A 21,357-nucleotide genomic window follows, 5' to 3' on the forward strand; every position below is an offset into this window, starting at 1 on the left:
TGTAGCCGTGCTGAGTACCAGCTCGATTGCCGCTTTGTCGACCAGCCAAGTACGCGTCTTAACCAGCGATCAAACTGTTGCTCTGACCACAGATCAAGCTGCAACGTTGTCGTCTAGCCAAATCGCAGCACTCTCCACCAGTAGCATTGCGGCTCTGGAAACCACGGATCTACAAGTGTTAAAAACCAGCGGTATTGCAGCATTAAGCACTGCGCAAGTGAAAGCCTTCACGACTGCCCAAGTGGCCGTGTTTACCACGGATCAAGTGGTGGCCTTAACTGCAGCAAGTTTTGCGACTGGCTTCACAACCGATCAAATTGTTGCTCTCACCGCAGTGCAGACGGCAGTGCTTAACTCCAGTCAAGTTGCTGCGTTTTCAACTAATAATATTGCAGCACTGGAAACCACAGATTTTGCTGCGTTAACAACTTCTGCACTTGTTGGGCTGACTACAAAACAAGCGAATGCCTTAACCTCGGCACAGGCTGTGGCGTTAACGACTGCGCAAGCGGCGGTGTTAACTTCAAGCCAAGTGCTTGCCTTGTCGACGGATAGTATTGCCGCACTCGAAACGGCAGATCTAGCAGTGTTAAGAACCAGTGCAATTGCGGTGCTTAATACTCAGCAAGTGATTGCGATTAGCACGGTTCAGATTCAAGCGCTGTTAACCACTCAAGTGGCGGCAATGACTACGACTCAGGTTATGGCGATGACGTCATCACAAATTGGGGCCTTTACCACCGAGCAAATTTCTCACTTGGCCTTGGGTAGCCCAATTATTCTTGATTTGAATGGTAATGGCGTAAGCACGAGCAGTATTGAGAACGGGGTGAAATTCGATCTCTTTGCCAGTGGTGTTAAAACCCAAACTGGCTGGGTAGGAGGAGGAGACGGCTTGCTTGTGATGGATCGCAACCATGATGGCAGCATCAATGATGGTAAAGAGCTATTTGGTACTTCCACGGTGATGGCCGATGGTAGCAAGGCGAAGGATGGTTATGCCGCTCTGGCCGAGCTGGATAGCGATGGTAATGGGGTAGTTGATCGCAATGATGCTCACTTCTCTGATTTACGTGTCTGGGTGGATGGCAATGCAGATGGGGTAAGCCAAGCTGATGAGCTGAAAACGCTGGATTCCTTGGCCATTGCTAAACTCAATCTGGATGTAAGTAAAACCAGCGAAAAAGACAACGGCAATTACATTGGGCTTAAATCTACCTACGAGTCGAATGATGGCAGTAGCCATGCGGCAGCCGATGTTTGGTTTGTTGCGGATACCTCCAATCAACCGCCAGCAGTTGAGCCAGATATGCGCAGCCGAGTGGTTGATTTAGTGCAAGCGATTTCTGCCTTTGAAGAAAGCGCTCAGGCTGGGGTGGGTAAAGACACCGCTAAATTACAAATTGATGCGGCGCTTGATACACCTCCTGCCATGGCCTTGGGAACGGCAGTCAATCAAATGAGCGATGTGCTGAAACAATTTGATGCAAATGGGCAACAGATTGGAGGGGCGCTTACACCAATGGCATCAAGCGATCAAACACTGCGTTTGAATGCTCTAGCAACGCCTCAGCCAGGAGGAATCTTGGCTTCTAAATAGCGTATAGGCGGTGATTTTGGGTAGATTTAGCTAGCATATAAAAACGGCAAGATGTTGATCATCTTGCCGTTTTTGTCTTTGTGTATTAAAGATGTTTTTTATTTATAAAATATTAATGTTTATAAATAGCGCCTAGATAATCTATGCTAAATTGATCTTTACAAAAATAAATAGCGTTTCATGAAAATGAAAATTGCTTATTCTTTCTCGTTGCACATTCTCTGTTAAATCATCTAGCGTTTAAAAATGCCAATTAACGCACAACACACCGTTATCCAGTGCTTAGCTGCGATTGCTCAGCATCATGGCTTACAAATCAATCCTGAACGGCTGATTGATGAATATGCTTTGGGCAATGAAGAGCCAGCTCCTGCTGTGTTAGTGCGCATTGCAAGCGATATTGGGCTTAAAGGTAAAAATGAAAAACTAACTTGGGAAGGATTGTTAGCGCAAACGGGTGTATTTCCACTTATTGCGCGTACAGTTTTTGATCATGCGGTGATTGTGGTGGGGATTCGCCAAGACAGCGATGGCTTGAGTAAAATTGCCCTGATTGACCCCGCCGCCAGCCAATCTGCGGTGATATTAGAGGATAAAGCCACCTTTTGCGCTCGTTGGGAAGGGGATGTTTTTTTTGCTAAACGCCAACATAAATTAGCAGACCCAAATCAGCCCTTTGGTTTACGTTGGTTTATTCCAGAAATTCTTAAGCAAAAAGCCGCATTTCGCGATATTTTTATTGCAGCAATAGCGATGCATTTTTTAGCTCTTGCTTCCCCTATATTCTTTCAATTAGTGATTGATAAAGTGCTCTCCCATCAAAGCGTAGCCACCCTGTGGGTGTTGGCTGCGGGTATTGTGCTTGCTCTGTTTTTTGATTCTGCATTTGGCTTTTTGCGGCAAATTATTACGCTGGCCGCAACAAATAAAATCGATATGAAGCTTACGCGGCGTACTTTTGGGCATTTACTTTCTTTGCCTATTGATTATTTTGAAAGCACATCGGCAGGGGTGGTTGCACGGCATATGCAGCAACTCGAAAAAATACGCAGCTTTTTAACCGGAAAATTGTTTTTTACCTCTTTAGATTTACTGTCTTTAATTATTTTTGTGCCCATTTTATTTTCGTACTCAAGCAAACTCACCCTGATTGTATTGCTATTTACTGCGCTCATTGCTGGCATTGTTATGGCGATGGTGCCGCCTTTTCAGCGGCGCCTAAATGCACTTTATTCAGCTGAAGGCCAACGGCAGGCCATGATGGTGGAAACCATTCATGGCATCCGTACGGTAAAAGCCTTGGCGATTGAGCCTATGCAACGCCGCCTATGGGATCAGCGTTCGGCAGAAGCGATTAGCATGCATTTTAAAGTAGGGCAGATCTCTATTTTTGGGAATTCAATCACTGATTTTCTAGGAAAATTACTGCCCGTCACCATTATTGTGATTGGTGCTCAAGATGTCTTTGATCAAACCCTGACGGTGGGGGCTTTGATTGGTTTTCAAATGCTATCGGGGCGAGTCGTGCAGCCGCTGATTGCGCTGGTTGGTTTGGTCAATGAATACCAAGAAACCTCTTTAGCCGTAAAAATGATGGGCGAAGTGATGAATCGCCCACCAGAAGGACGCGTAGGAGCGGGGGGATTGCGGCCACAATTGGTGGGTGAAATCAAATTTGATGAAGTCAGTTTTCGTTACCCAGGCGCTACGGCTACCGCGTTAAACCATACTAGCTTCACGATTCCTGCAGGCGCGGTGGTGGGGATTGTAGGGCGCAGCGGCTCTGGAAAAACCACCTTAACCAAGCTTATTCAAGGGCTCTATCCCTTACAAGGGGGGATTGTGCGTTTTGATGGCATGGATGCGCGTGAGATTGAACTACCCCATTTGCGCCGACAAATAGGCGTGGTGTTGCAAGAAAACTTTTTATTCCGTGGCACGGTGCGTGAAAACTTGATTGTTACCAAGCCCGATGCCTCGTTTGAAGATATTGTCGCGGCATGTGAAGCCTCTGGCGCAGCGGAGTTTATCGAGCGCTTGCCACAGGGCTACGACACCTTGCTAGAAGAAAACGCATCCAACCTCTCTGGTGGGCAAAAACAACGCTTGTCTATTGCACGCTCGCTATTGGCTAAACCTCGGATTTTGATCTTAGATGAAGCCGCCAGTGCATTAGACCCAGAGAGTGAGGCCATTTTTATTAGCAATCTTTCAAAGATTGCCGTGGGTAGAACCGTGGTGATGATCTCTCACCGTCTATCTACTTTGGTGAATGCACACACTATCTTGGTGATGCAGCAAGGCGAGCTGATGGATAGCGGCCGCCACGAAGAATTATTGACTCGATGTGAGACATACCAACACTTATGGCACCAACAAACAAGCCACCTGTAATTAAAAAAGGCAAAAAAAACTCGACGGTGATCGAGTTTTTACCCGATGCCGATGAAATAGAGCAAAGCCCCTTGCCGCGCTATGTGCGCAGCACCTTGCTCGTATTATTGGTGGCATTTATTAGCGCTATTTTATGGGCCAATTTGTCTGAGGTAGAGCAAATTGTGGTGGCGCATGGGCGGCTGGTGAATCCATTGCCTAATATTGTGGTGCAGCCGCTTGAAACCTCGATTATTCAAACGATTGAAGTAAGGGTGGGGCAAGTGGTAAAAAAAGGTGAGCTATTGGCAACATTAGATCCTACGTTTGCCCATGCTGATGATGCACAGCTACGTACTCGCTTACAAAGCTTGGATACGCAGATTGCCAGCTATCAATCAGAGCTTTCAGGCAAAACCACTAGCAATGCAAATATAGATGCCGATACCTTGCTACAAGCCAAGCTTTTAACTGAAAGGCAAGCCAATTATCGCTCTCAAGTTTCTAAATTAGAGCAAAACGTCGCCCGCCTAGCTGCGGCAATTGAAACCAATCGTAATGATAGGGTGGTCTTGTCGAAACGGCTGAAATCGATGAATGAAATCGAAGCGATGCAAGAAAAAGCCTTGCTGCAGCAATATGATTCAAAGCTGCGCTTATTGGAGGTGAGGGATCGGCGCTTAGAAGTTGAGCGTGATTTGGTGCAAATACAAAATAAAGAAAACGAGCTGCTGCGTGAAATGGGCGCCTTACGTGCAGATAAATCAGCGTTTTCAAACAGCTGGCGGCAAAAAGTGATGGAAGACTTATTGGCCGCAACCAGAGAGCGCGATGGCGTGAATGAGCAACTTCAAAAGGCCGATAAGCGTAAGCAGTTGGTGACCTTGGTTTCGCCAGTGGATGCCGTTGTTTTGGATGTAGGTAAGCTTTCTCAGGGGTCTGTACTAAGGGAAGCTGAACAAATGTTTACGCTGGTCCCCTTGGGGGCGCAGCTTGAGGTTGAAGTGAAAATTGATTCCATTGATATTGGTTATATCAAAGAAGGTGTACCCGTGCATATGAAGCTGGATGCATTTCCGTTTCAAAAACATGGCGCATTAGAGGGGAAAGTGCGCACGATTAGCCAAGATTCATTTAGAAATGAATCTGCTACAGCGGGGCAAGAGGCGTTTTATATTAGCCATATTGTATTTGGCGATGCCAAGCTAAAAAATATGAAAGATAAATCTAGGTTACTACCTGGGATGACGCTTTCTGCAGAAATTGTGGTAGGTAAACGCTCGGTTATTTCCTATCTACTTTGGCCTTTAACTAAAGCGATGGAAGAGGCGATTAGAGAGCCTTGATTGGGTTTATGCCACAAAAATCCCATTATAGTAATAAGTTCGTTTAAATATAATCATTCTATGTGAATACAAAAGAGTCTAACAATGCCAATTTCTGAAAAACTGCATAGCGCAATTTTTTTTCAAAACCAAGGAAATATTGAGGCAGCCAGTGCATTGTTTAATGAAATATTAGATTTAGAGCCAAATAATGCGGCGGCATTATACTCGTTAGGGCTAATTGCACTGAATTCCGGTCAGTTAGCACAGGCTTTACAATTAAGTGAACGTGGTATTGAGGCTGCCCCTCAGTTTGCTTTACTAAAGTATTTGAAAGGCTCTATTGTGCAAGCCATGGGAGATAAAGAAGCGGCATTAAAGTGCTTTGATGCCGCCTTAGCGTTAGATCCCAATGATGTAAGCGTTTTGCTTAATAGTGGTGTGTTGCTTAGAGGCATGTACCGGCATTTAGATGCATTAGAAAGATTTCAAAGAATATTAGCGATTAATCCAGATCATGTTTCTGCCCTAGGTAATAGCGGGATTATGCTCACCGAGTTTAAGCAAAGCGAGCAAGCGATTGCCCTATTTGAGCGCTTACTTAAAATCCAACCCGATTACAATTATGGCTTGGGTTTGCTTTTTTATGAGCGCATGCATATCTGTGATTGGCGTGACTTCAAACAATCATGCGAGCAAATTACTGATGGGCTAAGAGCGGGGCAGACTGCGTGCAAATCGCTTGCTTTTATGTCGGTATCCGATAGCGCTGCTGATCACCTATTAGCCGCGCAAATTTTTGCAAATCAATATTGCCCCAAAAATAGTAAATCATTTTGGCAAGGGGAGCGCTATCGGCATAAAAAAATACGCTTAGCGTATTTGTCCCCAGATTTGCGTGAACATCCCGTTGGGCATTTAATGGCGGGGGTATTTGAGCAGCATGATAAATCACGCTTTGAAATCATTGCCATCTCGCTAGGGATTGATGATCAAAGCCGCTTACGGGCGCGAATGTTAAATGCATTCGATCAATTTATTGATGTGCGGGAAATGGGCTCAGAGCAAGTAGCCCAAATGCTAAGGGATATGGAAATTGATATCGTGGTGGATTTGGGCGGCTATACCTCAGATACCCGTACCGATATTCTGAGCTTTAGGCCGGCCCCTATTCAAGTGAATTACTTGGGGTATCCAGGCACAATGGGCATTGATTATGTGGACTATATCATTGCCGATCGGCATATTATTCCGCCAGAGCATCAGCCTTTTTATACGGAGCAGGTGGTTTATTTACCTGATACCTATTTACCTACCGATAGCAGCGTGCAAATAGCTGAGCGCACCCCCACGCGGGCTGAATGCGGCTTGCCAGAAACGGGCGTGGTGTTTTGCTCATTTAGCCATGATTACAAAATTTCCCCACTGGTGTTCGATGTGTGGATGCGGCTGCTCAGCCAAGTTCCTGGCAGCGTGCTGTGGCTGATGTCTAGGGGGGAAGTATCCCAGCGCAATTTGCGTAAAGAGGCTGAACTAAGAGGCGTGGCTGCAGATAGGCTGGTATTTGCTAATAGAGTACCTTTGGTGGAAGACCACCTTGCCCGCTATCGCCAAGCTGATGTGTTCCTCGATACCCACCCCTATAACGCGCATACCACCGCCGCTGATGCCCTGATGGCAGGCTTACCGGTGGTGACGTATATGGGCAATTCGTTTCCATCCCGCGTGGCAGGAAGCCTGCTGCATGCAATTGGCCTACCTGAGTTGGTCACCCATTCCCTAGAGGAATATGAAAAACTTATTCTACAATTAACGAATAACCCTGAACAATTAACTAGCGTAAAACAAAAATTGATCAATAATAAAGCCAACTTCGCATTATTTGATACCAAAGGGCTTTGTCAGAATTTAGAAAACGCCTATATCGCCATGTGGCGAGTGCAACAGTTGGGTGAGTATAAAGACGAATTAAGTCATTAAGCGGCAATACTGGCTCACGCTATAGCTAATGTTTTAAAAAACAAGGAGACACTATGTCACGAAGCCTAGATATTGGTTGCGGGCCCAGCCCTAAAAACCCATTTAATGCCGATGAGGTGTTTGGCATTGATGTAAGAGAAGATCTGGATGCCAATATTAAATGCGCAGATTTAGTGATAGAGCCTATCCCTTTTGAAGATGGCTATTTTGATTTTGTAACTGCCCATGATTTTTTAGAACATATTCCCCGTGTTATCTATGTGCCTGATCGCAGAAATGCTTTTGTAGAGGTCATGAACGAAGTTTATCGGGTGCTTAAAATAGGGGGGCAATTTTTATCCTTTACCCCTGCTTATCCTCACCCTGAAGCTTTTCGTGATCCTACCCACGTTAATATTATTACCGATCAAACCTTTCAAGCCTATTTTGATAATGTTAATCGCTGGGCTGCGGGTTATGGTTTTAATGGCGCATTTGAAATAAAGCTGCAGGAATGGCGCGGGCCTCATTTGCTGACTGTGATGCAAAAAGTTGAATTAATTAAATGAAACTTTTCATTTTATACTGGGTGCAAAGGCAATGATGGATGCTGAAAAAGTAAAACAATTACAGCAAGAATTTGGCTTAAGCTACCATATTGAATACGCTTCTTTTGCACAGCAGACGGTTGGGTTTCATGGCAAAAAAGTATTGGAAGTAGGGGGAAGCCTGCCGCAAAGGTTCGTTATAGAAGAGCTTGGCGCTGCACAGTGGACTGCGCTTGAAGAGCTGGATTATTGGAAAGAAACATTAAGCACCGGCTATGTGTTGGGTACCCCGCCCATTGAAGATAATCAGAAAATACTTTTTTCCAGTGCAACACCAGCTCTGCTGGATAAAAATTACAATATTTTTTATGGCCATATTGAAGATCTGCCTGAGCAGATGGAATCGCAGTTTGATTTAATATTTTCTATTGCTGCATTTGAGCATATTGCACGCCTGCCTTTAGCGCTGGATAAAATGAGAAGGGCGCTGGTGCCGGGGGGAAAGCTTTTTACGATGTTTGCTCCTGTCTGGTCTTGTTATAACGGACACCATTTACCTGAGATTGTGGATGACGCAGGTAATCATTGGAGCTTTGGTAATTCGCCCATTCCTCCATGGGGACACCTACTTTTTCGCCCTATGGAATTATATGATTTGCTGTGTGGAAAATGCGATGAGAAAACAGCAAGAGATATTGTTTATTTTGTTTATAACTCGCCTCATATCAACCGATTTTTTATTGATGATTATATAGAGATGGTTGAGCGTAGCGGTTTTACTGTTTTGCAAAGCCAAGCTATTTATGAAGTGCCGGTGCCTGATTTGGTGAAACAGCAATTACAAAAACAATATCCCGGAAGAAAAGACTTTTCTAATAGCGGTATTTTTTTTATTTTAGAGCGCAAGTTCTAATACTAAGCGCAGGCAGGTCTGAGCGATGTCAATGAATGAAATTCATGAAAAGCACTGGTCAGAGTTTATGGGCGATGCCCATCACCGCTCTCTTTATGATTCATGGTGGACACCCGGCACGGTGAATTACTGGCGGCATACTCAATTGCTTTCCCCTGTGCTTGATATATTCAACAGCTTAAAAAAATATGCTTGGCTGACGGTGGGGGACGGTGCAGGGACAGATGCTTGGCGCTTATTGCAGGCAGGCTTTAGCGACGTATTAGCCAGTGATTTAGACGATACCGTGCTTAAGCAGACCAGAGCAGCAGGGCATATTAATGATTATTGTATTGAAAATGCCGAGGCGCTGAGTTTTGCCGATAATTCATTTGATTTTATATTGTGCAAAGAAGCTCTGCATCATATGAGCCGCCCTTATGCGGCTATTTATGAGTTTTTTAGGGTGGCGCGCTATGGCATTGTAATTATTGAGCCACAGGACCCATGGGTTGATTTTCCTTGCCGCTCAGATGTAAGCAGCCCGCATTATGAATCGGTGGGTAATTATGTTTATCAGTATTCAGGGCGTGAATTAGAAAAAATTGCCTATGGCTTAAATATCCGAGGGATAGCAACCAAGCATATGGTGGATGTTTATATCCCTAATTGTGAATTTGCATTTTGCACCACAGGTGACCCAATCTGGGAAGAAACACAAATCAAAGTGGCAGAGGCCACTGATGCCGTTAAAAATGGTGCGCTGAAGGCTAATTATATTCAGGCGGTATTTTTTAAAAGCACGGTTACGGCAGAGCTGTTTGATATGCTGGCTTTACAAAATCCGGAATGGCGCTTTTTAAGGACAGATACCAACCCTTATCTGGCAGGGCAGAGTGCAGGGTAAATAACAGCGCGTTAAAACAATGCTCAGGGGCCGTTATGGATAAAATTTTAGTGACCGGTGGTGCCGGTTTTTTAGGTTCTCATTTGTGTGACCATTTAATAGAAAGAGGGGACGATATACTTTGCGTTGATAATTTTTATACGGGAAGTAAGCGTAATGTCTCACATTTATTTAATCATCCTCACTTTGAAATGATGCGGCATGATGTGACTTTCCCTTTATATATTGAAGTAAATAAAATATTTAATTTAGCCTGCCCAGCCAGCCCCGTTCATTATCAGCATGACCCAGTACAAACAACTAAAACCAGCGTGCATGGCGCAATTAATATGCTTGGCCTTGCCAAGCGGGTAAAAGCACGTATTTTGCAAGCATCAACCAGCGAAGTTTATGGTGACCCAGATGTACATCCACAGCCCGAGGAATATTGGGGGCGGGTGAATCCAATTGGTATACGTAGTTGTTATGATGAGGGAAAGCGCTGCGCTGAAACTTTATTTTTTGATTACCACCGTCAGCATAAAGTAGATATTAAAGTGATTCGTATTTTTAATACCTATGGGCCAAGAATGCACCCGAATGATGGGCGGGTAGTTAGCAATTTTATTGTGCAGGCATTAAGGGGTGAAGAGATCACTATGTTTGGTGATGGGCAGCAGACGCGCAGCTTTTGCTATGTGGATGATTTAATTGAAGCCATGCTCAGAATGATGGATAGTCCCGCTGATTTTACCGGCCCAGTGAATGTAGGTAACCCTAGCGAGTTTACGATGCTGCAGCTAGCAGAAACGGTTTTAAAACTAACAGGTTCTACTTCAAAAATTGTTTATAAACCTCTGCCGCAGGATGATCCGCGCCAGCGTAAACCAGATATCAGTCTTGTACAGGCTAAATTAAACTGGACGCCCCGTGTTTCACTGGAAGATGGCTTAAAAGAAACGATTGCATATTTTAAAACGGTGCTGGTTTGATTTCTTATTTGATTTTAAGGACTGAAAATTGAATCCTATTCAGACGCTTTTTTCCCGCTTATCAGACCGTGATTTGCCAGCTAGGCAGGCGAATGAATATATCAGCAATGCCCAACACGATTCATTTTTTTATTTGGCGGCAGCAAAAGCAGCCCGAGTCAGCCTAATTAAAGCGCATTTTGAAAAAAACGCAGTTAAAAAAATCTGGCTGAGTGCTAATTTAGCAGGGTTTAATTGCAGTATAAGCGGCATAGAAACGGGCATTCTGGATAAAGCTTTTTTTCAGGAAGACAATGAACAACAGCGTGCAGAGAAAAAAGCGCAGCTTGAGGGCTGTATTGTTATTGTCAATAATAATGATGTGGGCACCGATGTATTGCGTAATGCCTATGCGGATTTTTTTGATGAGTGCACGGCAACATTATTTATTGGCTGGGATTGGGATAATCATCACTGGCTGGATGTCAGTACTTTTTTGGCCGCACATTCAGATATTTATTCCCCAGCACACCATGAAAATTTATATTTATTAAGCCGTTATAATTGGCTAACGGCTGGGCCGGTTTATTGCTCATGCGTGCAGTGGTCACGTCAATTTTTAAATCAAAACCTACATGGTATTTTAAATGCGGAGCGCTCGGCCCAGCCTTTAGGAATGCATATTCCTTATGCTAGATTTAGTTTTAGAATTCAGATGATTTCTACTTTAAGCCAGCATTATCCTTCTATTGGTTTTAGTAGCCACACTTTTCATGGCCGCTCTGCGAGTGATAGATTGAATGAATGGACGGCACATACCGCACACTGGATTGCACCGGTATTAAATGATGTGCCTATCCGTATTTTTGATGCCTTAATTAGCGGTGGTATTCCTTTAGTGCCTGCCTCTTTACGCTTTTTGCCACCAGTGAATACAATTAGCCGTGAGCATATTGTTTTTTATTCTCCTGCAGATATTATTGCGCCGCAGGCGGTGGTTGAGCAGGCGAATCGTTTATTTAATGAAGGCGGGCGTGATGGCATACTGGCTCGGCACCAATTTGCATTGCAGCAGCATCATGGTGATCAAAGTGTTAGGCAAATGCTGAGCTACGCAGCGGAGATGCTGGAGATTGAAATTGGCTAGCCATACAGGGCATTACTTTATGAATAAGCAAACTTATTCTGCATATTCATATGGGCAAGGTTTATTCTATGCTGGATAAGTTGCTGGTGCTGGTTCCGCTTTATAAGAGCGAGCTTTCTTTGATTGAGCAATACTCGCTGGATGTTTCGCTGCAAAATCTGGCTGGGCGGAATATACGTTTTATTGCACCTGAAAATATGATCCGATCTTACTATCAGACCCGCTATCCCGCGATAGAGTTTATTTTATTTGATAGCCATTATTTTTCCAGTATCGCTGGCTATAATCGCCTGCTGCTGGCTGATTTTTTTTACCAGCAGTTTATCAGCTATGAGTTTTTACTTATTCTGCAAACCGATGCCATTATTTTACGCGATGATTTAGATGTTTGGCTTAATAAGTCTTTTGACTATATTGGCGCACCATGGCCAGATGGCAATGAGTTATTTGTCAATCTTGGCCGCTTTGAAGGCGAGTTTGGTAAACGGGTTAAGGTTTATGTAGGCAATGGTGGTTTAAGCTTGCGTCGAGTCAATAAATGCCTCTCTTTATTAAATGAATTCCCTGTGGCGGTTTCGGTGTTTTTAAACACAGGATCAAGTGAGGATTTGTTTTTTTCTTATATGGGTGCTTTATCTATTGATTTTATTATCCCTAATGAAATTACGGCTTCTTTGTTTGCAATGGAATTAAAACCCGCTTATTACTATGAGGTAAATGGTCGGCGCACGCCCATGGGGGGGCATGCGTGGTGGAAGTATGATTTGGATTTTTGGCTACCGTTTTTGCCCTCGCCACCGCCTCAGGTTTAGCGTGGGCCCCTGATAGATCTTGCAGGCTAGGCGCAGCATAAAACATGGTTTTCTAGCGTAACTGCTTTAAAAAGGATTGCGTAACCAAGGCGGCGTCTGCGGTGAAATGCCCTAGCGCTGCATCTATTGCTGCAAAGGGGTAAAGCCTAAATTCTGCCATTTCTCCGTCCCTATTGTTAGGCACAAAATCTTGAGGCAGCAGTAGATCATAAATATACAAGATCTCATCTTGCGTACCATCGGCCTCCACGCGCGAGCTGCGTATGCTGCCTTGGTAGCTGGCATTTTGTGCGATCCATAGCGGCACTCCCGCTTCTTCAGCTAATTCCCTGATCATACAATCCCAAACGGCTTCACCTGCGCTAATGCCACCCGCCGCCAAATTATCTAAGCGATTGGGGTCGGTGGCTTTGCTGCTGGCCCGTTGGCCTATCCATAGCTCCCCAGCGCTGGTATAGCCGTTGATATGCACCGCGCGGCTGGTGAGGCCAAAGCGCCTAAAAGCTGCGCGTTCTAGCTCAAACAGGGGGTGACTAAGGTCAAGATCGCCCTCTGGGGTGGGGGCAAATACGCTGTAGTTTTCATTGCGCCAGCCTTGGATTAAGCCTGCGGCGCGCATATCTAGGGCGGCTTTGTAGAGCCAAGCCGCTACTTCTTGGGCATTCAGCTGAGGGTCTAATGTAAAACTATCGGGCGTGATGCTGATGGCTTTGTATTGGGATAAAAACTGCACGCTGATGTCTTCTAGCCAGCCTAGTGGCTGATCGAGTGCAATAAAGCGGCGTAAAGGGGCTGTTTGCATACTTAAAATGTTTCGGCTTCGATATAAAGTTGTACTGCATCGCCGGTGAAATGGGTAATGCCGTACTCAATTACATGATGCTGGGCATCGGTGTAAATGCTTTCTACGCAGAGCAAGGGCTGAAATTTGGTTTGCGCCAGCATCTGCGCTTGGCCGGTCTCTGGCAGGCGGGCGCTGATGCGGGACGATTTGCGCTGGCAATGATGAATGCCAAATTGTTGCAAAGCTTGGTCGATATGGTCAACGCTATTGTAGATGGCATCAAAGCCGTGAAAGCGGGGTAGGGGAAAGTATTGGTGGCACAGCCCCACCACGCGATCATCCACAATATCTAAGGCCTCGATATGCAGCACTTCGCTATTGCTGGTAATGCCTAAATGTAGGCAGATATCTTCAGAAGCTGGCTCGGCTTGGCTTTTTAAGATGCGGCTACGGCCCGCAAGCTGTTGTTTTTGTAAGCTATGCGAAAAGCGTGTGCGTCTGCCTAGGCGATAATCAATCAGCTCTTCTTGAACAAAAGTGCCGCGCCCTTGCTCGATCCTTACCAAGCCCTGCGCTTCTATGGCTTGTAATGCACGGCGTATCGTGTGGCGATTAACGGCAAAGCGTGCGGCTAGATCAGTTTCATTGGGCAGCCGATCGCGCAAAACTTTATGCTGTATATCACTCGCTAGGATTAACTCAATTTGTCGCCAAAGGGCGGTGCCAGAATCTCGGTCGAGCATAGGTATCTAGTTTGTAAGGATGATAAAAGGTATTGTAATGGAAGTGTATTGCATCTAGATGATATTGGGGCAAATTTAGATTTGGCTGATTGCGCCAATATTTTTCACTGGCAGGCTTGCGCTACAATTGGGGCTTCTTAGTAAAAGCCCGCGCATACAGGGAGCCTAGAGATGACAACGATACGCCAGCAAGATTTAATCGATAGCATCAGTGATAGCTTGCAATACATTAGCTACTACCACCCTAAAGACTATATCCAAGCCTTAGGTAAAGCTTACGATAAAGAAGAATCCCCTGCCGCCAAAGATGCTATTGCGCAGATTTTAACTAATAGCCGCATGTGTGCTGAAGGCCACCGCCCTATTTGCCAAGATACCGGCATCGTTACCTGTTTTGTGCGCGTCGGTATGCAGGTGCAGTGGCTTGACGCGACCATGAGCCTTAGCGATATGATCAACGAAGGCGTGCGCCGTGCTTATCTGCACCCAGATAACAAACTGCGTGCTTCTATCCTTCAAGACCCAGCAGGTAAGCGCCAAAACACCAAAGACAATACGCCAGCCGTGATCCACTTTGAGATTGTGGAAGGTAATGCGGTAGAAATTGATATTGCAGCCAAGGGCGGCGGCTCAGAAAACAAATCTAAATTTGCCATGCTTAATCCTTCTGATTCGATTGTGGATTGGGTATTGAAAACTGTGCCGCTGATGGGGGCGGGCTGGTGTCCGCCGGGTATGTTGGGGATTGGCATTGGCGGCACGGCAGAAAAAGCCATGGTGATGGCCAAAGAAGCGCTGATGGAATCCATTGATATCCAAGAGCTGATCGAGCGCGGCGCACAAACCCGTGCTGAAGAACTTCGTATTGAGCTGTACGAAAAAGTAAACGCGTTGGGGATTGGCGCGCAGGGTCTTGGCGGTTTGGCCACGGTACTCGATGTAAAAATCAAAGATTATCCAACGCATGCAGCTAGCCTGCCGATCGCCATGATTCCAAACTGTGCAGCTACCCGCCATGTGCACTTTACCTTGGATGGCTCTGGCCCCGCTGTTTTAGAAGTACCTAAGCTGGAAGACTGGCCAGATGTGACTTGGACGCCAGCCGCAGACGCACTGCGCGTTGATTTGAACAGCGTCACGCGGGAAGACGTTGCCAGCTGGAAGCCAGGCCAAACCCTGCTATTAAACGGCAAAATGCTCACCGGCCGCGATGCCGCGCACAAACGCATGGTGGAGATGCTGAATAAAGGCGAAAAACTGCCGGTGGATTTTGCTGGCCGCTTTATTTATTACGTTGGCCCCGTTGATCCAGTGCGTGATGAAGTGGTTGGCCCCGCTGGCCCAACCACGGCCACGCGTATGGATAAATTTACCGAGCAGGTGTTGGCCGAAACCGGCTTGCTAGGCATGATCGGCAAGGCAGAGCGCGGCCCTGCAGGTTTAGAAGCGATCAAAAAGCATCAATCGGTGTATTTAATGGCCGTAGGCGGTGCTGCTTATCTGGTATCCAAAGCGATTAAGGCTAGTCGCGTAGTGGGCTTTGCTGATCTGGGTATGGAAGCCATTTATGAGTTTGACGTGGTGGATATGCCGGTGACGGTAGCGGTAGATTCACAGGGTGTTTCGGTACACGCCACTGCGCCTAAAATCTGGCAGGCCAAAATCGGCAAGATTCCTGTGGTGGGTTGATTGATTTAAACCTAGCAAGCTTATGCAGGCTAAACACCTCAAACATATGGCGTTTTTCCATGTGCTTGAGGTGTTTTTACGTGGTAAGAGCCATACAGATGGCGCAATGGAAGGCATTTTGCAGATTGGCTCTGAATCAGCCTTGTTTTTTTACCCGTGTTTGTGAGCGCAGTTTGTAGTGACTGCCAGGGTGGAGCAGGCGGCTAAAGCTTACAAGGTGCTTGTGTGACCAAGTACGGCGCAGTACGCGCAGGCAAGGCTCGCCTTCGTTGATATTTAGCAGTGCTTGCTCGGCGGATGTAGGCAGCACCGCTTCTACCGTGTGCTCGATGTCAGATAGTGGGCAGCTGCGCATCAGATAGGCGTTCGGTGTTTCATTGCTAAAATCTTGCTGCAAGTAATCAGGAGCAAAGGCTGGGTTAACGTAGCGGTCTTCAATCTGAATTGCCATTTCGTTTTCAAAATGCACAATGACGGAATGAAATAACTCGGCACCGCTAGCCAGCCCCAGCCAGAGCGCCACTTCTGCAGAAGCCGGTTCGGCGCGCTGCAAGATAATGGCAGCGCGGTAGCGATGGCCACGGCCCTGAATCTCCTCGGCGATATTATTAATATCTAATAGCGGGGATTCAGCCTTGCGCTCGGCCACATAAGTGCCATCTCCAGCAAAGCGGATCAGCACGCCTTCAGATGCCAAATCACGGACCGCTTTATTCACGGTCATTCTGGATACCCCAAATTGCAGTACCAGTTCGGCTTCAGTAGGAATTTTTGCGCCAGGTAAAAAGCGGCGTTCTTTAATGCCGTCCAAAATAAATTGGCGGATGCGTAAGTGGATGGGTCTGTTCATGGCCGTATTGTAGCGTTAGCAGGGGCTGAGCAAGCAAAATACTCATGAAAAAGATCCGGCACATGCAGGGTTGGATAGTTTATCAACGCGATTTAAATCACCTAATTGGCTGCTGTTAATGTGAGGCTAGCTATTTTTATTATTCATAATGCGCTTTGACGACGTGGTGATTTTTACTGGGGTTTGCTTGCATAACTTATGTGTACTTAGTATCTGCTTATTTATTTTGTAAGTAATGTGAATTAATTTATATGGTCTACATTATATAAAGTTGGATTTTTCTTGCTTTATTTGTATTTTTTGTAAGTTATGGTGGTGCTGTGATGAGTGCTGTGTGGATGCATAAAATAACAAAAGAAGAATCTGATCCGCATGCACAGATTCATACCTTGGGCCGGCAGCTATTGTGGGGCCTGCTCTTACTGGGTTTAGTGCCCCTTTTATTGACGGGAGGATTAGCGTATCAGCGCAGTGAGCAAAGCTTACGTGAAAAAACGGGGATGTATTTGGCTGGGCAGGCCGAAAGCGTGATCGACAAAATCGATAGAAACTTATTTGAACGCTACGGCGATGTGCAAATGATTGCTATGAATGCGGCGGTGCGTGGCACGCCAGAAACCACCGCCACAGCAGCAAATGCTTACGTGCGGGCGTATGGGTTTTATGATTTGATGATTGCCGTGGATATGCAAGGCAAGATTGTGGCCACCAATACGGTAAGTGGCGACGGGCGGCGTATTGCTAAAGAAAAACTATTAGGCAGTAGCGTGGCAGAGACGCCCTGGTTTAAGCAAGTAAGCAGTGGTGGGTTAACCTCAGGTCAGACTTCTTTTGCGGATGCAGCTAAAGACCCGCTGCTAGAGGCGGCCTTGGGACAGCCTGAAATTAGCCTGTTATTTGTGTCTCCTATTGTGAATGAGCAAGGAAAAATCGTTAGGGTGTGGGCCAATTTTGCTTCTTATGAGCGGGTGGTTAGTGCGATTACGCATTCTGCCGAAGACCGCCTACGTCAAAGTGGCTATAAGCGAATTCATTTGCAAGTGGTGGATAAGCAAGGCCGAGTGCTGAGTGATTCACAGGGAGAGCCTTTTGGCTCTAAAGCTTTGGCAAAAGGTTCGCCAGCGGTGCAGGCCTTAATCAACGGCAACAATGGCGTGTTAACAGAAGTAAACCGTGGCGAGGAAGAGCTGGTTGGCTTTGCCGCATCCAAAGGCGCTTTGGGCTTTGCTGGTTACGGCTGGGGAGTGGTGGTTAGGCAAGACACTGAAGAAGCTTTTGCTACTGTCCGAGATTTAGGGCGTTGGATCTTGGTTTCGCTGCTGATTGCCATCCCCTTAGTGATTTGGCTCGCCTTAGCGATCAGTGGGCGCTTCCGCAGAATTACGCTACAGCGTGAACAAAAATTAATCCGCGATGCTGATTTACAAGAATTTACTTCAACGGTTCATCGCGCCTTAGAGCTGGCAGAAACGGATAGTGATGCTGCCAGTATTGTGTCAGAAGCGATTGAGCTGGGCTTGCCTCAATATGCTACAGCCTTAATGATGTCTGACTCCAGTACTGCGCATCTTTCGATTATGTCCCAGAGTCAAAATTACAATGCCAGTTGCGGCTGTGGGGTGAAGTCTCCGGTGCAGTGTCTTGCGTTTCGGCGTGGGCAGGTGCAAAAGTTTAATGATAATTCCGCTTTAGACGTGTGTCGCTATATGCGTGGCAGGGAAAGTGGTGATTGCTCGGCTGTGTGTATTCCACTCACTAGCATTGGGCAGGGTGTGGGGATATTGCATTTGATTGGGCCAGCGGGGCAGTTGCCTGATGAGGCAGAAATGCAGCGTGCTTCTGCCATTGCTGCCCATGCAGGTATGCGCTTGGGCGTGCTGCGAGTCATGAACGAATCGCAATTGCAAGCCCGTACCGATCCTTTAACGGGTTTGCTGAATCGCCGCAGCTTAGAAAATCAAGCGGCACGCGCGCTGGGCTTGCCCGAACCGGCTTGTGTTGCCTTTGCTGATATTGATCATTTTAAGCGCTTAAATGATAGTTATGGTCATGATACGGGGGACAGAGCCTTACGCTTGTTTGCTAGAGTGTTGAAAGAAGCTCTGCGCCCAGGTGATATTGTGGGGCGTTTTGGGGGGGAAGAGTTTGTGGTGGTGTTTCCAAATACCGATGAAGCGGGAGCACTGTGTGGCTTAGAAAGGGTACGTGCTGCTTTAGAGTGCCGAATTGCGATTGCGGGCTTGCCCGTGTTTACAGCAAGTTTTGGTTTGGCAGCGGCTTTTGGCCCTATAGAGTTTAATGAGCTGGTGCGCACCGCAGATATGGCCTTGCTAGAGGCTAAACGCACTGGACGTAATAAGGTGTGCATTGCAGGCAAGCCGCAGATGGCTGAAGAGCCCATTGTGCTAGCTGCTGAAAGCATAAAAATTGAAGTGAGCCCTTTGCTAAAGGTTGATGTGCTTAGTGAACCTCAAAAAACCCATCTTTCGTCATAATACTGCGTTGCGTTTTAGAAAAATATCCTTACATATCAAACATATGCAGCGTCGATTTTTTCAAAACGCGTCTTGTCTTATTTAGAAATATAGGTCTTTCGAGGCCCCCTTTAGTAACAGAATGGGGCGTCATTCACAGATGGCGGCTCATGCCGCGCAGTTATTTTTTAAGTAAATCTCTAATCTCGCGTAATAGCTCGATATCTTCTGGTGTAGCGGCGGGCGTGGCTGGGGCAATTGCTTCTTCACGCTTTAGGTTATTTAAGCCTTTAATCACCAAGAAAACGGCAAATGTTACGATCACAAAGCTGATCAATACATTGATAAATACCCCGTAATTAAGCGTGACCGCCCCAGCTTTTTGCGCAGCATCAAGGGTGGCATAAGGGGCAGGGGTTTTACCCTCGGATAATAATAAATACAAATTAGCAAAATCAACCTTGCCCATCAGCATGGCAATAGGCGGCATGATGATATCTTTAACCAGCGAATCAACAATCTTGCCAAAAGCTGCACCAATGATAATACCGACGGCTAAGTCGATTACGTTACCGCGCATTGCAAATTCTTTGAATTCTTTAAACATGCGATACCCCTGTTGCTTAGTGACTAACAATGAATAACTCTCTTAAAAATATAAATTAAAAAATGCTGATTAGCAGACCTATTATTGGACTGTTTTGTAAGTATAAAGGGTTTCTTACTAATATGGGGAGGGCTTACTGAACGCGTGCGAATTGCCGTGGGGATGATCACTTAATCAAGTCATTTTAATGAAGTAGACTAGCTTGCGTATTAAATAACTGATAAATATAGCTAATCATTGTGTATCTAAAATAGACGCATGATAAGGCCGTTTTGCAGCGTTTCGTAATACCAAGCAACGATGATTTAAAAGGGATTGCCCAGCAATTACCTTAGGGAACCTCGAAAAACCCATCTGATCTCATAATACTGCGTTGCGAATTAAAAAATATCCTTATATATCAAACATATGCAGCGTCGATTTCTTTAATACACGCCTTGTTTTATTTAGAAATATAGGTTTTTTGAGATCCACCTTAATGGATGCTATCCGCGATATGCAAGGGGCGCTGCAAGCAGCGCCCCGATATCAACTTAGGTATTTGAAAACTACCATACGCCACTCACGTTATATGGTATTGGCTTCACTGGGTGCGAGCCGCAAGCCAGCTCCTCAGTTTTACTTAACCTTAGCGCTTGATTTTACTTAGATAGCAAGTGACTTCTTCGCGGTCGTGATACAGATGGCGCGCGCGAAATTGATAGCGGATACCTGCTCCACCTAGTGCATCATCAATGATTTCCATGCAGCGCTGCAGCTCATTCCAGCGCTTTTTCATGGGTAGTTTAAAGTTAAAAATAAACTGACGGGCATGACCTTTGATCATCCAATCGGCCATCAGCGCAGCAATGCGAGCGGGTTGCTCCACCATATCGCAAACCAACCAATCCACTGGGCTTTTAGGACGATATTTAAAGCCATCTTCACGCAGATGTTTAACGCTAGGGTGGATAGCCATACTGCCTTTCATAGGGCCGTTATCAATGGCAAAAATCTTGGTACAACCACGGCTAACCATTTGCCAAGTCCAGCCACCAGGTGCGGCACCTAAATCTACCGCGCTCATACCTGGCTTAACTTGGGCAGATTCTGGCACCAGCATCATAAATGCTTCGGCAAGTTTAAGCGTAGAGCGGCTAGGCGCATCTGTTGGCATACGCAGGCGTGGAATACCGAGCTGCCAGTTCACAGAAAAATCTGGGCGGGTAAAACCGATATAAACACGTTCTAAAGTTGGGAAAAACAGATGTAAACGGGCGCTGGCTTCTGGCTGATTACCCCGGCCTTTGGCGGCTAATTTGGCATCGAGGAGTGCGCCAAATTTGCGGCTAAACGAGGAGATTTCTTTGCCATCGTTGGTGTCTGGATATTCAATCCATACATCACGCCAAGGGCCTTGGTGCGTTTCGTGTAAGCCATCGAGCGCATTTAGGATGGGAGTTAGCCGATCTTTAGGTGGTAGATCAAGGGCTTCGGCCACAAACACGATTTGGCGCGGAAAAACCCAATCGCCACATTCTAGTGTGCGATAGAGCTTGTCCCAATCGGCGGGGCGCTTAGGTAAAAAGAGGCAAAAACCTTGGCCGATTTCCCACTTACCAGAGATATCTGCTTTAAAGGTGAATTCGGCCTCCACATCGGCTTCGAAGCCGGGGCGACAATAAAATAGGATGGCATGTTTCATGGGCGTAAGGATA

At 46.1% G+C, this 21,357-nt stretch carries 16 protein-coding genes and 1 pseudogene; 12 read left to right on the forward strand and 5 right to left on the reverse strand.

Annotation, left to right across the window (positions count from 1 at the left end):
* The 10 genes and pseudogenes from Q0R17_RS12765 to Q0R17_RS12810 all read left to right on the forward strand — a co-directional run.
* Positions 1 to 1,600, forward strand: a pseudogene (locus tag Q0R17_RS12765) (hypothetical protein); the annotation flags it as partial.
* Between the two features lie 246 nt (positions 1,601 to 1,846).
* Positions 1,847 to 3,994 (forward strand): peptidase domain-containing ABC transporter, encoded by a 2,148-nt coding sequence (locus Q0R17_RS12770; RefSeq protein ID WP_293935678.1) that lies wholly within the window; start codon positions 1,847 to 1,849, stop codon positions 3,992 to 3,994.
* Positions 3,967 to 5,319 carry an HlyD family type I secretion periplasmic adaptor subunit gene (locus Q0R17_RS12775; RefSeq protein ID WP_293935679.1) on the forward strand — a complete coding sequence of 451 codons (1,353 nt, stop codon included), beginning with the start codon at positions 3,967 to 3,969 and terminating at the stop codon, positions 5,317 to 5,319. Before Q0R17_RS12770 ends, Q0R17_RS12775 begins: the two co-directional genes overlap by 28 nt.
* An 84-nt stretch (positions 5,320 to 5,403) precedes the next feature.
* Positions 5,404 to 7,278, forward strand: a complete 1,875-nt coding sequence (locus tag Q0R17_RS12780) for a tetratricopeptide repeat protein (RefSeq protein WP_293935680.1) — start codon at positions 5,404 to 5,406, stop codon at positions 7,276 to 7,278.
* A 53-nt stretch (positions 7,279 to 7,331) separates the two neighbouring features.
* Positions 7,332 to 7,826 (forward strand): class I SAM-dependent methyltransferase, encoded by a 495-nt coding sequence (locus Q0R17_RS12785; RefSeq protein WP_293935681.1) that lies wholly within the window; start codon positions 7,332 to 7,334, stop codon positions 7,824 to 7,826.
* A gap of 31 nt (positions 7,827 to 7,857) precedes the next feature.
* On the forward strand, positions 7,858 to 8,718 hold the full coding sequence (locus tag Q0R17_RS12790; RefSeq protein WP_293935682.1) for a methyltransferase domain-containing protein: 861 nt from the start codon (positions 7,858 to 7,860) through the stop codon (positions 8,716 to 8,718).
* Positions 8,719 to 8,749: 31 nt separating this feature from the next.
* Entirely contained in the window at positions 8,750 to 9,604 is an 855-nt protein-coding gene (locus tag Q0R17_RS12795; RefSeq protein WP_293935683.1) for a class I SAM-dependent methyltransferase, read from the forward strand.
* A 35-nt stretch (positions 9,605 to 9,639) separates the two neighbouring features.
* Positions 9,640 to 10,575 (forward strand): UDP-glucuronic acid decarboxylase family protein, encoded by a 936-nt coding sequence (locus tag Q0R17_RS12800; RefSeq protein WP_293935684.1) that lies wholly within the window; start codon positions 9,640 to 9,642, stop codon positions 10,573 to 10,575.
* A gap of 28 nt (positions 10,576 to 10,603) precedes the next feature.
* Positions 10,604 to 11,701, forward strand: a complete 1,098-nt coding sequence (locus Q0R17_RS12805) for a hypothetical protein (RefSeq protein ID WP_293935685.1) — start codon at positions 10,604 to 10,606, stop codon at positions 11,699 to 11,701.
* A 68-nt stretch (positions 11,702 to 11,769) separates the two neighbouring features.
* The gene (locus Q0R17_RS12810; RefSeq protein WP_293935686.1) at positions 11,770 to 12,513 is read left to right on the forward strand and encodes a DUF5672 family protein; all 744 of its coding nucleotides are present in this window, start codon (positions 11,770 to 11,772) and stop codon (positions 12,511 to 12,513) included.
* A 52-nt stretch (positions 12,514 to 12,565) separates the two neighbouring features.
* On the opposite strand, the gene Q0R17_RS12815 is transcribed toward Q0R17_RS12810, so the two are convergent.
* Together Q0R17_RS12815 and phnF are read right to left on the reverse strand one after the other, a co-directional pair.
* A complete protein-coding gene (locus tag Q0R17_RS12815; RefSeq protein WP_293935687.1) occupies positions 12,566 to 13,315 on the reverse strand; it encodes an NUDIX hydrolase family protein in 750 nt (249 codons plus the stop codon).
* Positions 13,316 to 13,317: 2 nt separating this feature from the next.
* On the reverse strand, positions 13,318 to 14,040 hold the full coding sequence (gene phnF / locus Q0R17_RS12820) for a phosphonate metabolism transcriptional regulator PhnF (protein ID WP_293935688.1): 723 nt from the start codon (positions 14,038 to 14,040) through the stop codon (positions 13,318 to 13,320).
* A gap of 171 nt (positions 14,041 to 14,211) precedes the next feature.
* Here phnF and Q0R17_RS12825 point away from each other — a divergent pair, with 171 nt between their 5' ends.
* Positions 14,212 to 15,729 (forward strand): fumarate hydratase, encoded by a 1,518-nt coding sequence (locus Q0R17_RS12825; RefSeq protein ID WP_293935689.1) that lies wholly within the window; start codon positions 14,212 to 14,214, stop codon positions 15,727 to 15,729.
* A 136-nt stretch (positions 15,730 to 15,865) separates the two neighbouring features.
* Here Q0R17_RS12825 and hutC read toward each other — a convergent pair whose 3' ends face one another.
* On the reverse strand, positions 15,866 to 16,579 hold the full coding sequence (hutC, locus tag Q0R17_RS12830; RefSeq protein WP_293935690.1) for a histidine utilization repressor: 714 nt from the start codon (positions 16,577 to 16,579) through the stop codon (positions 15,866 to 15,868).
* A 323-nt stretch (positions 16,580 to 16,902) separates the two neighbouring features.
* On the opposite strand from hutC, the gene Q0R17_RS12835 reads away from it, so the two are divergent.
* The gene (locus Q0R17_RS12835) at positions 16,903 to 19,074 is read left to right on the forward strand and encodes a diguanylate cyclase (RefSeq protein WP_293935691.1); all 2,172 of its coding nucleotides are present in this window, start codon (positions 16,903 to 16,905) and stop codon (positions 19,072 to 19,074) included.
* Positions 19,075 to 19,234: 160 nt separating this feature from the next.
* On the opposite strand, the gene mscL is transcribed toward Q0R17_RS12835, so the two are convergent.
* Together mscL and rlmM are read right to left on the reverse strand one after the other, a co-directional pair.
* On the reverse strand, positions 19,235 to 19,660 hold the full coding sequence (gene mscL / locus Q0R17_RS12840; RefSeq protein ID WP_293935692.1) for a large conductance mechanosensitive channel protein MscL: 426 nt from the start codon (positions 19,658 to 19,660) through the stop codon (positions 19,235 to 19,237).
* A gap of 628 nt (positions 19,661 to 20,288) precedes the next feature.
* Positions 20,289 to 21,344: a 23S rRNA (cytidine(2498)-2'-O)-methyltransferase RlmM gene (gene rlmM / locus Q0R17_RS12845; RefSeq protein WP_293935693.1), complete on the reverse strand. Its 1,056-nt coding sequence runs from the start codon at positions 21,342 to 21,344 to the stop codon at positions 20,289 to 20,291.
* Positions 21,345 to 21,357: the final 13 nt, after the last annotated feature.

The sequence above is a fragment of the Iodobacter sp. genome (assembly GCF_025352645.1).
GTDB lineage: Bacteria > Pseudomonadota > Gammaproteobacteria > Burkholderiales > Chitinibacteraceae > Iodobacter.

What these genes read in the sequence shown, in the direction of transcription:
- Q0R17_RS12770 (WP_293935678.1), top strand. Translation starts at nt 1,847, where the DNA reads ATGCCAATTAACGCACAACACACCGTTATCCAGTGCTTAGCTGCGATT.
- Q0R17_RS12775 (WP_293935679.1), top strand. Translation starts at nt 3,967, where the DNA reads ATGGCACCAACAAACAAGCCACCTGTAATTAAAAAAGGCAAAAAAAAC.
- Q0R17_RS12780 (WP_293935680.1), top strand. Translation starts at nt 5,404, where the DNA reads ATGCCAATTTCTGAAAAACTGCATAGCGCAATTTTTTTTCAAAACCAA.
- Q0R17_RS12785 (WP_293935681.1), top strand. Translation starts at nt 7,332, where the DNA reads ATGTCACGAAGCCTAGATATTGGTTGCGGGCCCAGCCCTAAAAACCCA.
- Q0R17_RS12790 (WP_293935682.1), top strand. Translation starts at nt 7,858, where the DNA reads ATGATGGATGCTGAAAAAGTAAAACAATTACAGCAAGAATTTGGCTTA.
- Q0R17_RS12795 (WP_293935683.1), top strand. Translation starts at nt 8,750, where the DNA reads ATGAATGAAATTCATGAAAAGCACTGGTCAGAGTTTATGGGCGATGCC.
- Q0R17_RS12800 (WP_293935684.1), top strand. Translation starts at nt 9,640, where the DNA reads ATGGATAAAATTTTAGTGACCGGTGGTGCCGGTTTTTTAGGTTCTCAT.
- Q0R17_RS12810 (WP_293935686.1), top strand. Translation starts at nt 11,770, where the DNA reads ATGCTGGATAAGTTGCTGGTGCTGGTTCCGCTTTATAAGAGCGAGCTT.
- Q0R17_RS12815 (WP_293935687.1), bottom strand. Translation starts at nt 13,315, where the DNA reads ATGCAAACAGCCCCTTTACGCCGCTTTATTGCACTCGATCAGCCACTA.
- phnF (WP_293935688.1), bottom strand. Translation starts at nt 14,040, where the DNA reads ATGCTCGACCGAGATTCTGGCACCGCCCTTTGGCGACAAATTGAGTTA.
- Q0R17_RS12825 (WP_293935689.1), top strand. Translation starts at nt 14,212, where the DNA reads ATGACAACGATACGCCAGCAAGATTTAATCGATAGCATCAGTGATAGC.
- hutC (WP_293935690.1), bottom strand. Translation starts at nt 16,579, where the DNA reads ATGAACAGACCCATCCACTTACGCATCCGCCAATTTATTTTGGACGGC.
- Q0R17_RS12835 (WP_293935691.1), top strand. Translation starts at nt 16,903, where the DNA reads ATGAGTGCTGTGTGGATGCATAAAATAACAAAAGAAGAATCTGATCCG.
- mscL (WP_293935692.1), bottom strand. Translation starts at nt 19,660, where the DNA reads ATGTTTAAAGAATTCAAAGAATTTGCAATGCGCGGTAACGTAATCGAC.
- rlmM (WP_293935693.1), bottom strand. Translation starts at nt 21,344, where the DNA reads ATGAAACATGCCATCCTATTTTATTGTCGCCCCGGCTTCGAAGCCGAT.